The sequence below is a fragment of the Mesorhizobium sp. WSM4844 genome (assembly GCF_055811775.1).
The window spans coordinates 97969-111747 of record NZ_JBVVQB010000010.1; the positions used below are offsets into that span (position 1 = coordinate 97969).

At 57.1% G+C, this 13779-nt stretch carries 15 protein-coding genes and 1 pseudogene; 7 read left to right on the top strand and 9 right to left on the bottom strand.

The window, feature by feature from the left end; all coding sequences use genetic code 11:
* Nucleotides 1–51 precede the first annotated feature (51 nt).
* Entirely contained in the window at nt 52–774 is a 723-nt protein-coding gene (locus AC0L2A_RS11255) for a thermonuclease family protein (RefSeq protein WP_473608890.1), read from the bottom strand.
* 325 nt (nt 775–1099) lie between these two features.
* Here AC0L2A_RS11255 and AC0L2A_RS11260 point away from each other — a divergent pair, with 325 nt between their 5' ends.
* The 3 genes from AC0L2A_RS11260 to AC0L2A_RS11270 all read left to right on the top strand — a co-directional run bounded on the left by AC0L2A_RS11260 (nt 1100) and on the right by AC0L2A_RS11270 (nt 3658).
* The gene (locus AC0L2A_RS11260) at nt 1100–2398 is read left to right on the top strand and encodes a hypothetical protein (RefSeq protein ID WP_473608820.1); all 1299 of its coding nucleotides are present in this window, start codon (nt 1100–1102) and stop codon (nt 2396–2398) included.
* Nucleotides 2370–2558 carry a hypothetical protein gene (locus tag AC0L2A_RS11265; protein WP_473608822.1) on the top strand — a complete coding sequence of 63 codons (189 nt, stop codon included), beginning with the start codon at nt 2370–2372 and terminating at the stop codon, nt 2556–2558. Before AC0L2A_RS11260 ends, AC0L2A_RS11265 begins: the two co-directional genes overlap by 29 nt.
* A gap of 257 nt (nt 2559–2815) precedes the next feature.
* A complete protein-coding gene (locus tag AC0L2A_RS11270) occupies nt 2816–3658 on the top strand; it encodes an ATP-dependent DNA ligase (RefSeq protein WP_473608823.1) in 843 nt (280 codons plus the stop codon).
* A gap of 64 nt (nt 3659–3722) precedes the next feature.
* Here AC0L2A_RS11270 and AC0L2A_RS11275 read toward each other — a convergent pair.
* Nucleotides 3723–3833: pseudogene (locus tag AC0L2A_RS11275) on the bottom strand (YcjX family protein); the annotation flags it as partial.
* Between the two features lie 619 nt (nt 3834–4452).
* Here AC0L2A_RS11275 and AC0L2A_RS11280 point away from each other — a divergent pair.
* Complete coding sequence (locus tag AC0L2A_RS11280) at nt 4453–5445, top strand: hypothetical protein (protein WP_473608824.1); 993 nt, start codon at nt 4453–4455, stop codon at nt 5443–5445.
* Between the two features lie 20 nt (nt 5446–5465).
* Here AC0L2A_RS11280 and AC0L2A_RS11285 read toward each other — a convergent pair whose 3' ends face one another.
* The 4 genes from AC0L2A_RS11285 to AC0L2A_RS11300 all read right to left on the bottom strand — a co-directional run bounded on the left by AC0L2A_RS11285 (nt 5466) and on the right by AC0L2A_RS11300 (nt 8084).
* Nucleotides 5466–5834 (bottom strand): hypothetical protein, encoded by a 369-nt coding sequence (locus AC0L2A_RS11285; RefSeq protein WP_473608826.1) that lies wholly within the window; start codon nt 5832–5834, stop codon nt 5466–5468.
* Between the two features lie 164 nt (nt 5835–5998).
* Complete coding sequence (locus AC0L2A_RS11290) at nt 5999–6154, bottom strand: hypothetical protein (protein ID WP_473608827.1); 156 nt, start codon at nt 6152–6154, stop codon at nt 5999–6001.
* Between the two features lie 83 nt (nt 6155–6237).
* Entirely contained in the window at nt 6238–6819 is a 582-nt protein-coding gene (locus tag AC0L2A_RS11295) for a hypothetical protein (RefSeq protein ID WP_473608828.1), read from the bottom strand.
* A 566-nt stretch (nt 6820–7385) separates the two neighbouring features.
* A complete protein-coding gene (locus tag AC0L2A_RS11300) occupies nt 7386–8084 on the bottom strand; it encodes a DUF6946 family protein (RefSeq protein WP_473608830.1) in 699 nt (232 codons plus the stop codon).
* 286 nt (nt 8085–8370) lie between these two features.
* On the opposite strand from AC0L2A_RS11300, the gene AC0L2A_RS11305 reads away from it, so the two are divergent.
* The gene (locus AC0L2A_RS11305; protein ID WP_473608831.1) at nt 8371–9135 is read left to right on the top strand and encodes a competence protein CoiA; all 765 of its coding nucleotides are present in this window, start codon (nt 8371–8373) and stop codon (nt 9133–9135) included.
* A 213-nt stretch (nt 9136–9348) separates the two neighbouring features.
* On the top strand, nt 9349–10221 hold the full coding sequence (locus AC0L2A_RS11310; protein ID WP_473608833.1) for a hypothetical protein: 873 nt from the start codon (nt 9349–9351) through the stop codon (nt 10219–10221).
* On the opposite strand, the gene AC0L2A_RS11315 is transcribed toward AC0L2A_RS11310, so the two are convergent.
* Complete coding sequence (locus AC0L2A_RS11315) at nt 10218–10340, bottom strand: hypothetical protein (protein WP_473608834.1); 123 nt, start codon at nt 10338–10340, stop codon at nt 10218–10220. The two genes, AC0L2A_RS11310 and AC0L2A_RS11315, sit on opposite strands and share 4 nt — an antisense overlap.
* 68 nt (nt 10341–10408) lie before the next feature.
* The gene (locus AC0L2A_RS11320) at nt 10409–11077 is read right to left on the bottom strand and encodes a hypothetical protein (RefSeq protein WP_473608835.1); all 669 of its coding nucleotides are present in this window, start codon (nt 11075–11077) and stop codon (nt 10409–10411) included.
* A 402-nt stretch (nt 11078–11479) separates the two neighbouring features.
* Here AC0L2A_RS11320 and AC0L2A_RS11325 point away from each other — a divergent pair, with 402 nt between their 5' ends.
* Nucleotides 11480–12376, top strand: a complete 897-nt coding sequence (locus tag AC0L2A_RS11325; RefSeq protein WP_473608837.1) for a hypothetical protein — start codon at nt 11480–11482, stop codon at nt 12374–12376.
* A gap of 117 nt (nt 12377–12493) precedes the next feature.
* Here AC0L2A_RS11325 and AC0L2A_RS11330 read toward each other — a convergent pair whose 3' ends face one another.
* Nucleotides 12494–13252, bottom strand: a complete 759-nt coding sequence (locus AC0L2A_RS11330; protein WP_473608838.1) for a TIR domain-containing protein — start codon at nt 13250–13252, stop codon at nt 12494–12496.
* Between the last annotated feature and the right edge of the window lie 527 nt (nt 13253–13779).

A 13779-nucleotide genomic window follows, 5' to 3' on the forward strand; every position in this document is an offset into this window, starting at 1 on the left:
TCGCCCACACGACTATGGACTTGCGCAAAGCGGCCTCCCCGCCCCAGATTCCTATCGCTTTGATCGTCGCCACCCTGCCGAACGGGCATCTGCTTCTGAGCAAAACCACCGTTCGCCTTTTGATTCCGAGATCCGGCTCACTTCGTAGAATTTCTGTCCTGGCAAGTGATAGATGCGCTCCCCTTCGGCTGAAATGTTGCCTTTTATCTTGCACCCGATGTTGCCGGTGGCGAAGAGCGGGGCGCTCGTCGACTTCTCTGTGGCAATGTGCTCAGCCCGCCACTCCCACGGCACCTGGAACGATCCCGACCAGATTCCGCGCGCCGCTGCCTTGGCGAGCGCCTGCTGACCTGCGTAGGCGCCGCTGCTATATTTCGGCCAGTCGAGGGCGTTTCCGTTCTCGACCAACCAGCCAGCGATGTTGATTCCGTCGCCTCGCGAGCAGTTGCCGACGTAACGGCGATAGCTATCCCAACTGACGAACTCGCAGCGCACCGAGCGGGATTCCGAAAGAAAGCCGTCAAGAGCCGCGGCTGCCTTCGCGCCGCATTGATATCGGAAGCCCCTCGCATCGTCGCATTGTTGGGAAGACTCGGGCGCATCAATGCCATTGAAGCGGATCCGCTGGCCGTGAATTTCGATCGTGTCGCCGTCGATCACAGATGCGATGCCGACGATCGGATCCGCACCAAGCATCGAACCCAGCAACGGCGTCAAGGATAGGGCAGGCCCGCCCTCAGAAACGAAATAGCCTGCGACGCCCAGCGCCGTCACAATCGCCAACAGCCTCTGCGGCTGTCGAAAGGCCGACCGCCTAGCATTTCGTTTTAAACGCATGAGGTATCCCCCGACACCATTGGCGGATCATGCCGTGATTGGCCCCTGTTGTCGAATCCGTCGAGCGAGCGGCCGAATGCAATGCTTTGCTGAGGCCCAGATAGCAACGGCGCCGGGGAATTCATCATCACGCCGCCGCCGGCCCCGCTTGAGCCGCTGACGCCAGAAACGCCATAACTCCTTGCCGGGTGATCCCGTCAGCCCTTCTTTTGCTTTTTAGCGCCGACTCTGCTCTTCTCGTCCAAAAGATGGGAGTGGGACAATGACGGCCGAAATTGCTGTAATAAACAAAACGGCGGTTGCTTTGGCGGCTGACAGCAAAGTCACCCTGTCCAGGGGCGGGAAACAAAAGACTTACGACACCGTCGATAAGCTTTTTTCGATTTCGAAAACGGAACCCGTTGGAGCCATGATATATGGGAATGCCGAGTTCATGCGGTTCCCGTGGGAGACGATCCTCAAAGAATACCGCCGCAGAAAGCCAGGAAAGCGGTTTGACACGGTTTTCCTCTGGACCGATGACCTTTTCGAATTCTTGCTTACATTTTTTTCGTTCAACAGCGATGATGAAGACATCGCAGCGCTTACAATTGTTGAGACATGGCTTCAGCACTACATCGACGGCTGCGCGATCGCGGCCAAGGGTCCAGAAGAATTCAAAACTAATTTTGCCGAAGAGATCAGGGCTGCGACCGTTGAGCTGAAAGGTATCGACGACTTCATCTCCGACGAAGAATGGGCAACTTTGATCGCTCGGCTGGAGCCGAAGCTAGATGCAGTCCTGAAACGCGGCATTTTGGAACAGATGTCGGCAATCATCGAAGAATTAAAAGTATTCGCGGAGCTCGTTATCCGAAAGGCTCACCCATCCCCTGCCGCGTCAGGCTTGGTTGTGGCTGGGTTCGGAGAGAAAGAGCTTTTGCCGTCGCTCCATGCCTTTCGGATCGACGGAATACTTTGCGGCCGGATCAAGGCGTTCGAAACTGATAAATTTGATGCCACCCGTGAAAATCGAGGTGGGGTAATGCCGTTTGCGCAAACGGACATGGTTGATCGATTTATGCAAGGCATTGACCCAGAATACGCTGTCCAGCTTCATGAAAGCATTAGAGGGCTGCTTTATACCAGCGCGATCGATACCGCCGTGGCTCTTGGGCACTCAAAGGCAGACGTCGAGAGAATGAGCGATGCCTTTTCTGCCGCCACTCAAGCGGCTGTCGACAAGTTTTGGGAATCTCACCAGCGAATTCGGCGGGAACGGTTTGTGTCGCCTATTGTTGATATGGCGATGAGCCTGCCAAAGGATGAACTGGCGAATTTGGCTGAATCCCTTGTAAGTCTGACATCTCTGCAGCGTAGGGTGTCGCGGGAATTAGAGACGGTTGGTGGCGCGATTGACGTTGCCGTGATCTCAAAGGGCGACGGTTTTGTATGGATTAAGCGGAAGCACTATTTCCAAGCGGATCGAAACCTGCGCTTTGTAAATAGCTATTTCGCAGAGCATGGCGGGAACAGCAACGGAGGACCAGTGGATGAACATGCAGCAGCGACGACAGAGTGACACGGGCGTGCGGATTGCATCTTCGTTTGTTGAGCAGAGGCGTGCGATCAAAGAAGTGACAAAGCAAAGCGTAGGCCTAGCCTCTCGCGTTTATCAAAAGGCGCTTGAAACCGAACTCAAGAAGGCCGCCGAGCAACCAAAGCCGTCAGATAAAAAGTGATTCTTGTCAGATTGAGCCCGCCGTGCCGAAGGTGCGGCGGGCTTTTTTGCGTCTGGAACAATGGCTTTCGATAATAGTTTGGGCTTCTGCAGCATGTTCTCGCAGACAACGCTGCGATCGGATGGCCCAGCCCGCGTCCTCCCCATCCAGGGCGCGGGCTTTTCGCGTTTCAGGGAACCGAAACGTTCAAAGTTTATTGAATAGCCTGGGGACGTGGGGTTTTTATGAGTGGGGCGAGGCTGGCGTTTATCCCTCCGATGGAACCCAAGCTGGTCGCCAAGCCGCCCGGTGGCGAGGACTGGATTCACGAAATCAAGCTCGACGGCTACCGCTCCCAGATCGTCATCAATGGGCCTGACGTCCGCATCTACACGAAAACCGGCATCGACTGGTCGGCCAAGTATCGCGACCTGGTCGACGCCGCGAAGGAACTGGATCTCGACAGCGCAATCATCGACGGCGAGACCATCGTCACCAACGAAGCCGGCCTGCCAGACTTTGCCGCACTTCGCAGAGCGATCACGCAGCGCCAGCATGATCTCTATCTCGGCGCCTTCGATCTGCTGCACCTCAACGGCCAGGATCTGCGCGATCTAGCTGTCGAGGAGCGGCGTGATATCCTACATGGATTGATCCCGACCGACAGCCGCATCCAGTTCAGCGAGGAGATGCCTGGCGATGGCGACGCGGTGTTCTATCTCGTGGACCAGGCCGGCCTCGAGGGAATCGTTTCGAAGCGCCGCGGCAGCAAGTATCGTAGCGGCCCGACAACGAACTGGCTGAAGACAAAGAGCTTCACCGTCGACGAATTCGAGCTGCTTGGCGTCGAGCGTGAGCGGGGCAAGGCGGCGTTCGCACTTTTGGCCGAGCCCGGCACCGGGAACTATGCCGGTTCTGCCTTCATCACATTGGGCCATGACATACGGGAACGACTGTGGAAGCGCGTCCAGGAACACGCCGGACCGCCGCCCAAGGCCATGAAGAAGCGGCCGGCAACGCAATGGGTCAAGCCCGGGATGAAACTGCGCGTCAAGCATCTTCGTGGCGAGCACGGCCACATACGTCATGCAACGCTGTTGGGTTTCAGTGACGAGGAGTAGCGCCGTGTTGGCGGGACTTCCGGCTCGATCCGAAATGCCGACGGCTTGCTGGGGCGCGGTCTGTCAGGTGATCTCCGATCAGGAACTGCAAGGGCGCGGTCGAGCCTGGTATGCGGCAGCGACAGTGTGACGCTTCAACCGTGCGTTCGAGCTTTGGCGGGCGAAAACGCACGAAGACCGCCGAAAGCCGGCGCGTGAAGACCAGGGCGATGCCGTCCCGCAGAATGATCTGGCTGCGCTAGCCGTTCCACTTGGCCTCGAAGCACCACTCGCCCCGGCCGGGTGGCTCGTAGATAGCTTAGGCTGCATCGGCTCAATCAATCCGATCTCCCCGCCGCCTCTTCACGCTGATCCACGCATGCCCGCTGAGGATTTAGGAACGGAATGGCAGCGCTCTAGAGAGGCCCTGAAAGATTCGACTCACCGTTTCGGTGAGCGTATAAAATGCTGTCAGGTTGAATAGGCTATTAAAAGTCACGTTAGTTGAGAAGTCATAGGGGAAAGTCAGACTCTCATCGCATAGCAGGCCCGTAAGATTCTTGCAGATCAGAGGCCCTTGCATGAAACGGTTTTTCATCCTCCTGTTTGCCGCTGCCGCAGCAGCTCTCGCCGGCACAAGCGTGACGGCCGGAGAATGGGAGCGTAGGGTAATATCCGATTGTTTTTTCGCGAGAGGCGCGAGGACCGGGTGGCAGATGCGGCACTGCTCTGGGTTTGACGTGCCTCCCCCTGTCCTGCAGAGCTGCCTCAATGGAGGGCCTTGTTTTGACCCGGTGGTCAGAAGAGCTCCGCCGTTGATTCTGCCCTTTCCGGGGCCGGAGGTAAGGGAAGATCCGTTCGCTGACGACGATCAGGAAGGGGGTGTTCAGCCACGCTTTAAGCGCGTCTACAAACGACCAATCGGCTCAGCTCAAGAGGTCGCGCGGGCCTGCGCTGAAGAGGTGGATCTTGATGACGTCGTTGCATTCACAGCCTGCACTGGTCAGCGCGTCATTCTCTCCGAAAGCCAGCAGACATTCATTCAATGCGCCGAGAAAAATGCGAGTGGTAACACCGGTAAGTTCGCGACGTGCGTCCTAAAAGGCCAGCTCAGCAAGGACCAGCGCGCCGCCGCCGAATGCGCGATGGAATCGGGCGGTGACACTGACAAGTTTGCCAGTTGTGCCGCTGACCATTTCCTGGACGAAGAGCTGTCCGACGAGCAGCAGGCGGCGGTCGACTGCGCGATGGAGGCCCAAGGCGATGCCGAGAATTTTGCCAGTTGCGCAGCCACCGAAATTATGGGCGGTGACGTCACTCCTGAGCAGGCCGCTGCTGTCGCGTGCGCGGCTGAGTCGCAAGGAGATGCGACTTCATTTGCCACCTGCGCCGGAACCAAGTTGCTTGGTGCCGGGCTCAATCCCGAACAGCGCATAGCCGTCCAATGCGTGGTGGAAACGGGAGCGCAGCCCTACGCTGCCGCGGCTTGTATTGCAGTCCGCCTGACACTGCGCGAGCTGGAAAAGTGCCTGGAAGGCGACTTTGGAGGCGATGGCTGCTTTGGCGATGATAACGATCTTCTGGGGAAGAACGGTTGGACTATGCGGACATTATCCAACGCAGTCAGTGACATCATCAACGGGCCGGGCGAAAATCATGAGCTCTTTGGCAGGAAGGGATGGCTAGGAAGGACGCTTGAAAACGCACGTAGCGACATTGAGAATGGCGCCGGAGAGACCAACGATGCGGTCGGAAAGAAGGGCTGGGCGTGTCAGCGACTTGGCTGCGAGAATTGGTCCCCTTTTTAGCCCTCCCGTTTCGCGACCTTTCATTGGATGGTTCTGATCAATTCCAAGAGCGTTGCGACCACGTCGTCAATGAACCACAGGACAAGTAGTCCCAACATCACGACCGATATCGCTGCGAGCGGTCGCGCAATGCCTGCTTTCTCCGCGCTCTGAAGCCATATAAAGAGCGGGGCGAACACGAACGCCATCCACGCTAACGTGGTTGCCAGTCCCATCACTAGCAAGGTCACAGAGCCGCTCGCCTCGGCTGCGGCCAAAATTACCGCAATCACTATAAAGTTGCGGACGACCTCTAGAAGCCGTTTCGCGACAAGATCGACCGTGCGCCATCGTCCAACGGACCGCTTCCGCCGCTCCTGCTGTTCTGCCGTCATCAGACCATTACGCACCAATTCATTCCCCGGCCTAAGCGGCCCGCGGTCTCCGCTGCCCGCACCCACGACTGCGACAATATACGAGAGAGCAAGCATTGCTTGTTAATTCGGCTTCCATGCACGTATCATCGCGCGAGCTATCACGAGCTGCGCCTCGACCTTGGCGCTTTCCTTTCGGGTCATGTTGCTTCAAAGACCGCATGATCTCTCCACGCGGTCCATCCGGCTTCAATCATGCAGTCGACGATCGCCTGAAAGCCCGGCTCCATGGCCTCCTGGCAATCGATCTCCCGATCGGATATTCGCCCTGTCGTCTTGGCGGTCTGATCACCCACACCTCCTCATAAAAAACGCTCCCCTTTGGCTCGGTGGTGTTTCCGTCGGGCAGTATGCCGCCCTTGACGATCCGGTCAAAAACTCATCTTTCGCCCCTAGACTTTCCAATCAAATTGCCTTTGCGCCGAGCGACTATGTCCAATGCGGATTGCACATCCCGATCGATCTGCTCCCGCCGCGCCATGAACCAATTCTTAGCGCCTGGATAGTCAGCCGCCGATTCCCCGGAGTCCGAAAAAAAACCTAGCGTATTTTGGGACAAGGCAAGGATACCTTGCTGCCCCAATACAACGAAAAGAGTGACACGTGTTTCGGCGGAATTGTTCTCAAGCCATTTGGCGACCCCGATACCGACCATATTGTTCTGTAGGTCCTTCATGATTTCCAAAGTCGTGTCGGGCTTTCCGCGTTTCACATAGAGTTCAGCAAATTCATTGATCATTCCACACCGGACGACCATCTCTTCGGCTATTGTCTCTGAAAGCCCGAGAAGCCTCAGTCCGGAATAGAGATAGGAAGACGCCGAAGCATGCTTGAGGGCGTTGCGATAGGTCCCGTCAAGACCTTGCTCAGTCACGATCCGGCGGACGCTCACTTCGAACCAGCCGTAAAAAGCGAGCGGCGGCAAAACGATCAGGAGCGCGAGCGCTAAGAGCTTCCTCATCCTACGATGCCGTCAGAACTCATCTTTCGCCTTCTGGTAAGGGATCATCAGCGCTTTCGGATAGGTCGCGCGGCGCGCGACCAGGATACGGGCCAGGATTGACATTGTGACGTCTGTCAAAATGACCATCTCACCGGCCCGGCTTCGTTTCCATCACGGCACGATGGTGACCAAATGTTTTTCAAACTTAAGCTGCTGGACGTGGAGATCTCTCGGTTGGAAGCTGAGATTTAAAATGGTTGAACGATGCGCGGACCGGTCACCAAGATCAATGCTCAATGAATAGAGTGCATCCTGTCGGCGATCCACATCCTGAAGGCGAGCCTTTCTGCGTCAGCTTGGACCGGAGTCTTAGCTCTCGTGTCATCAGATCGCTCTTATGTCTCTCGTGTATCTCGATCACGCTTGAAGCAACCGGCTGGTTTACTCTTCAGGCTGAAAAGTGGAGGGCGGCGACTGCGCCTGAACGCACTCGGTATCGGCGAAGTTGCCAGCTTGTCGCCTTCGACCGCTCGTAGGTTCGAGACTGTCAGATCACCCAGAGAGGTGCGAACATTGGGAGCATCTCAACGGGCCAGAAAATCGGCATTGCCAGAAGCCCATCCCAATCGGAGCCTTTGACCGGATTTTAGGGTCAGCACGTTGGCGGTGTCGGGTATCGCGTCTAGACCTAAGAGACGCAGAAACCGCGCGAAATCTTCGAACCACATTCGCTGGGGCGAGAATGAATGAACGACCATTGCGGCCTCGTCGGTTTTGAAGCGCCGCGCCTCGATAAGAGCCGATGCCGTCCGGTGCATCAGTTGATACCGAATATTGGATGGCGGGACTTCATCCAATCCCAGCAAGCTGCACAGATGGCGCATGCGTTCCCGTTTGCCTTGCGACGGGTTCGAAAACCAATCGCCCACGGTAGGCCCGAACGGCTCGTTCACCTTGCCTTCGATGGTTGCAGCACAAGTCTTGTCGCCAAACCGGATAAGCGCGAACACGTCGTTCTGGCTGTCACGATTGCCACCGTCGAGTGGCACCTTGTGTTCGGGCAGGGCCAACAGCAACTCCGCCGGAACGCCGAACATTCGAGCGATCTCGTCTGGAAGGCCGCCACTGTCCTCCCAACAGTGCGCGAGCGTCTTTGCCGAATAGCCCGTTCGCCATTGCTTCTCGGGTTCCGCAAGAAACGCCTGCCAGCTCGACGGGCCTTGGCTGGGAAGATAAACCCGCGTCCTATGTCGCTCACGTGCGGGTGCCACGAGTTGATCCACAGCTCAAGTATCCCTTCCCAAACGAACGAAAGTTTTTTGCCACCACTCCACGTCGGCCAACCCTTCGGCGACCATATGAGCGATACATGCTCCGCCGCGTATACCAACTTTGTCACATCGTAGGAGGGATCGAATGACCTTCCGTAAAACAGACAAGTAAAAGTTGAAGCACCTCATGACACCTGGCGGGATTGAAGGCTCCGATACGTTGACCGAAGCGGAAAGCTTTGACCCTGCAGCCAAATCGGATACTCATCACCCCCTTTGAGAGGTTGGGGGATTGAACGTGAAGTTTGCACTGGTCGGTGGCGAGCGCCGAGAACCCGAGCCGACCCTCACCGGGCAGTGCCCCGGTTGCGGCGAGACGGTGACTTCGAAATGCGGAACACAGCGTGTCTGGCATTGGGCGCATAAGGGGCTGCGAACCTGCGACCCGTGGTGGGAGCCTGAGACCGAATGGCACCGGCGCTGGAAAAACCTGTTTCCGGTCTCGTGGCAAGAGACGGTCCTACGATCAGAAACGACCGGAGAGCGCCACATCGCAGATGTAAGAACGCCGGACGGTCTTGTCATGGAGTTTCAGCACTCCCCGGTCACTCCTGCTGAACGAATATCAAGGGAGACCTTTTATCGGAACATGCTCTGGATCGTTGACTGCAAGCGGCTAAAGAGGGATCGTCCAAGGATAGACAAGAACCTGTCGGACTGGCGCAGGCTGCCGGAGGGGGATGTTCGAACGACCCACTCGCCCGATGAATTCTTGCCACAGCAGTGGCTCGACTGTTCCGTGCCTGTATTGTTCGATTTCGATGGCTTGGACATAGACTATCACTCGGATAGCCATAACCATCTGATCTGCCTGCTACCCAACCGCTTCATGGATGAAGCAGTTTACTTCCCCGTGGAAAGATCCACATTGGTGAGCGTTGCTAACAACGAAGCCTCAATCTTCGATTGGCTAACTGTGCATCAACGTCTCTTAGAAAGTAGAATGCAAGCTCGCACGGCGTCCCACCGACTGCGATCGTCCTACCGCAGGCGTTGGTATTAGCGTCCTCCGTTTGGTCAAGAATTGCGCTAGTTGCGCCAAGCGGCGCCAAGGACAAAAATCGGGACATTCCCCAGCTACTCGCCACCGCCTTGGCGAGGGCATCGCTGGAGGCTCTGAAAATCCGCCGTGATCGGCCTGCCGATGAAGGTCGTCTAGGCTCTGATATGTGGGGTGTATCAGAGGTTAGAAACCTATTTCGCGTAACGAATAGCGATGAGACTTTTCGCAACCAGAGTTTGGGGAACGAGCTTCGGGCGCATACCGCTTGCGACGTTTACGATGGAGGGTCATCAGCAACGACTGTTGCGACTGGCAGATCGCGGAGACCGCCTCGTTTTTGTCGGCACACAGACCGAGCGGACCGACGAAGAAAACCGAGGGCGCTTGCTTGGCATGGGGGAGATCGGTTTTGAACCCCTTCGCACGCTCGACTTCATTGACCGTCAGGACCTTGACCCTCGCGATTTCGATGCCGATGACCATTTCCGCTTTCCCTACGCCGTGCCGCTGGTCAAGGCGTGGCGGTTCACTCCAGCGCCGTTTTTAACAGACGTGCTGTCCAAGCAACTTCCCATGTTGGCTACTCCGGGCGTCGTGGAACTCGATGCCTCGGATACCGATAGCGTTCTGGCTCTTGTGTCAGAGGAAGTGCAGCTTCCCGCGCTTCCGGCGTTGGCGAAGATGCGTCGCCTGAACCAGTTCTTCCGTCCGACCACTGGCCCCAGACCAACTGACGCGATTTACAACGTCACGCGCAGCGCACAGGAAACCAGTTGGACTTACGCGCTGCGCTATGGAAAGCGGAATATGTTCAAGGTTGGCCACACGAGCGATGTGCAGGATCGCTTGGCTTCGATCAATCAGCATATTCCCGTGGAGATCGGCGCGGAATGCTGGTCGGTGGCTTTACAGCAGAAGTGGGAAACTGCGTCCGGTGCCTACGACATGGAACAGCGAGTATTCGTGCTTCTGGCGGCGAAACGCTCGGGGTTTGAGCGCATTCAGTGCACCGAGAGAGAGCTTCAAAGCGCGTGGCAAGGTGCGCTGATGGATGTTCTCAATTCACCCAGCCCGACCTCCAACTAGAGAACTGCTCCGGCTGCGTTGCTGGTGAACATGTCGCCGTCGCGGATGTAGCGGGCGAGCATGGCGTCGGAAGCGTGGCCGGCCTGCGACCTGATCTTGAAGCTGGAGGCTCCCGCCATCGCTGCGCTGGTGGCCAGTCCGGCCCTTAGACTGTGGCCTGAATACTTGGAAAGCCAAATTTCTTAGCTCATACCGCCAGTGAACGAAATGAGAACAAAAGAGTCAAGCGCACCATTGACGAAAGCGGAATATGTTCCTTATTCGTGTGTATCGGAGGGGACGAGTGCGCGGCTGCTGAAAAGCGTCGACCGGCGAAGCGATGGCAAAAAGGGCGGAAGACAATTTTCGGATTGAAGTTTGGGATCGCGACGAAACGCAACTTGTCGAGACGATCTGTCGCTCCCCCGATTCCATGGTCAGCCAGGCCGCCTGGCAGGCCGCAATCAGGCGCCGCCCGGGGATGCTTTTGATCCACTACAACAGTAGACATGTGATGGAGAAGATCCTGACACCAGGCGAGGCCAAGGCCGACCCGCAGACCATCGTCGATGGCAGCGTGCACGCGGGCCTCGATATCGCGCTTGGCGACCTGCGCGATTGGCATAAGCTGCGTGCCTGGTGCAAAAACTGCTCGCACCACGCCGAGGTAAAGCCAACCGTGCTTGTTCGGCGCTATGGCAAGAATGCGCTGTTTAACACGGTCGAGAGAGCGCTTTTCTGCACGAGTTGTGACAGAGGCGGACCGGTAAGGCTGGAAATTCACAAGCTGCCTCGGAATTGAAGGCCAGAGAAGCACATCGATGGCGACTCGCACCGATGTGACGCCAGGCTTGGCGCGATAATCGACGCTGGGCATAGCGGGTTGCGCATTCCGCTGCCAGGAGCGCGGCCCAAAGCGTCTTCCATGGCACGTTGAACGACTCGCTTTTTATCCCGTTCTCAGCTTCACTGAAGAGTGAGTGGGGGAAGAGAAATGGCACCAATATTAAAGCGCCCGTTGTGCGAGCTATTTTCTGCATTCCTCTTCGGCGCTGCACTGTTAATTTCGGGGTGTGCTACTCCTTACATCCCCCCGAAGATTGAAGAGCCTGGCCAGAACAACGCGTCTAGCTTTGGCGGTATAATGAGCTTTGCCAAGCAGCAAGACCTACGGGTTGTATGGGTGCATGGGATGTGCACTCACAAAGAAGACTGGGCAGATAATCGTCACGCGCTTCTCCAACAGGCAATCGCAATTGGGTCGTCTAGGCGAAACACTATGTATGGCCCAGCGCGCGCCGCGCGCGTCACGTTCGACCATGATGTGAACGGGCATGCACTCGAACTCCGTTATCTCGTCTGGTCACCGCTCGCGGCCGGCGCAAAAATCGCGATTGGGCTTGATCACAATGATGAATTGAAGCGTGCCAGCCTGAACAGGGATCTCAAGAAAGGTCTAATCGACGACTGCTTTTCCGACGCCGTCATCTACACGGGCATTGCTGGCAACCCGATCAGATCCTGGATGCGTTCCGAAATCTGTGACGCTCTGGGCGGCAATATTTCAGCCGCGGGCAAGTGCGTTATCGACGACAGCAAGCCGCGACGGAAGACTGTGCTGGTCGCCGAAAGCCTTGGCAGCAAAATACTCTCCGACGCGATCGTATCGATTTGGCAAACCACTCCGGCATCGGAACAGTCGCGGATTGCCCAGCGCATTGGCGATGTCCAGATGGTGTTCCTGCTGGCAAACCAGATCCCTCTCCTGAACGCCGCAACCTACTCTCCAGACACCGCCAAGATTGCAGCTGACAGATCGGCGGATCGCGCCAGCGGATCGCTCCTCGACGTGTTCGCCAGCGCACGAGTTCGAAAGAAAAAGACGTTTATCGCGGAGCCGTCCGGCCCCATCCGCTTTGTCGCCTTCACGGATCCAAATGATCTATTGAGCTATCGGCTCTTCCCCAAAGCGTATCTGCCGGAGGACATGAAAATTACCAACGTGATTGTCTCAAACGATCAGACATACCTCGGTCTGTTGGAACGCCCGGACACCGCCCACTGCGGTTATGGCTGGAATTCCGCGGTGATAGCTACGGTCGCGGAAGGCTACGATGGCAAACGGCTAGGATCGATACCGATCAAAGTCCCACACTCGTGCGGGCTCGGCGGGTAGCACGCTGCGGGGCAGCGAGCCACCCTCTCCGCCAGCATTAGTGCTGCCGGGCAGGACGCGGGCGCGTTCTGCGGCTCGCTCATTCCGACAAACGCGTTCGATACCGAGCAGCTCGAACTAGCCGACGGCGTGGCCTATCTTCAGCCATTTCGTAGACGGGCCGCTGCGTGCCCTAACAGGTGGCGCCAGGCCTTCCGCCCATGCCGGTGGCCGAAGTTCAACCGTGGAACCGTCGCTCACAGTAGCCGGAGTTGCGGCGCCTAGCTCCTTCAAGGTGGCAAATACCATGCCCTGCATCACATTTTGAACCCGGCGTTGTTGGCCCAATTCGTCAAAAATCTGCGCTAACGCCGATGCTATTTTATCTTCCGTAGGAGGGGCGCCGGGCGAGCCATCTGCATAGTCGGTCGAAATCCAGCGATACTCCTCCTCCAAACTGGGCCACCATACTTCGAATGTTTTTTGAAGGCGGGCGTCGTCAATGGGCGACTCAGAGAGCGCGTTCACTGCCTTTACCAGTTTCCGGAGACCCTCCTTTTCAAACTTGTTGTGCTGAAACTGTTGCAACGGGCTATCGAGTAGCGAAAGCGGGTCCATGTTACATAGAAGCGGAGCCACCTTTCCGTGGAATATGGACAATGCGCCTGCCTCGAAAAGAACCCAAGGCGCGGTGAAGTTCGACTTTGTCAACACAACAATGCCAAAACGGGCTTCGTTCAGGTTTGTGGCTATTCTGGCGAGACCCCGATCGCCTGAAGCGATGTCCGTTTCGGACATGAAGATATCGGCAAACTGCAAAACGCTCGGAAGCCAATCCTTTAGAGCGAGAGCTATCCGCTTACTCTGCTCCCCCGACCAACTCACAAAAACTTTCATTTCGGATCCTCGCTAAGTGCAGAAACTAGCACATTCGGCGCATAGCAAAAGAGGTGACGATCAGCTCATTGGCCGGCCTGCCGCGACCGCCACCCACCGAATAGGACGGCGCCACCTCCTCGATGTCGTAGCCGGAGACCTGCTTGTTGCGCTCAAACGTCCGTTTGTCGTCGATGGGCCGCGCGATTCTGCCGGCCGTGTCAGAATGCGAGTGACGAAGCCAGGCCGGAAAATCGTTGCTTCGAAGGGGTGATACACAGCGTCTCGTTTCCGCGTGCGCCTGCGCCACCTCCGGGGCGAGTGGCTAATTATAATTAGCCTGCCAGTGATCGCCATTCGCCGGCCGATGGAATTCAGAGATCGGCAAGGCACCGGCCTTCGCCACGGGCGGCATCGTCGGCAGGAACAGCTTCGCCAACACCTATGCGCCGAACCTCGCCATCAACGTCAGCGGTTCCGGCAACCCCCGGCAGGACGCGCACCTTGCCAGTCAAATCGCGGAGCATGTGGACAGCACCCTAAAGGCC

What these genes read in the sequence shown, in the direction of transcription:
- AC0L2A_RS11260 (WP_473608820.1), top strand. Translation starts at nt 1,100, where the DNA reads ATGACGGCCGAAATTGCTGTAATAAACAAAACGGCGGTTGCTTTGGCG.
- AC0L2A_RS11320 (WP_473608835.1), bottom strand. Translation starts at nt 11,077, where the DNA reads ATGCCCAGCGTCGATTATCGCGCCAAGCCTGGCGTCACATCGGTGCGA.
- AC0L2A_RS11315 (WP_473608834.1), bottom strand. Translation starts at nt 10,340, where the DNA reads ATGGCGGGAGCCTCCAGCTTCAAGATCAGGTCGCAGGCCGGCCACGCT.
- AC0L2A_RS11310 (WP_473608833.1), top strand. Translation starts at nt 9,349, where the DNA reads ATGAGACTTTTCGCAACCAGAGTTTGGGGAACGAGCTTCGGGCGCATA.
- AC0L2A_RS11330 (WP_473608838.1), bottom strand. Translation starts at nt 13,252, where the DNA reads ATGAAAGTTTTTGTGAGTTGGTCGGGGGAGCAGAGTAAGCGGATAGCT.
- AC0L2A_RS11325 (WP_473608837.1), top strand. Translation starts at nt 11,480, where the DNA reads ATGTATGGCCCAGCGCGCGCCGCGCGCGTCACGTTCGACCATGATGTG.
- AC0L2A_RS11270 (WP_473608823.1), top strand. Translation starts at nt 2,816, where the DNA reads ATGGAACCCAAGCTGGTCGCCAAGCCGCCCGGTGGCGAGGACTGGATT.
- AC0L2A_RS11295 (WP_473608828.1), bottom strand. Translation starts at nt 6,819, where the DNA reads ATGAGGAAGCTCTTAGCGCTCGCGCTCCTGATCGTTTTGCCGCCGCTC.
- AC0L2A_RS11265 (WP_473608822.1), top strand. Translation starts at nt 2,370, where the DNA reads ATGAACATGCAGCAGCGACGACAGAGTGACACGGGCGTGCGGATTGCA.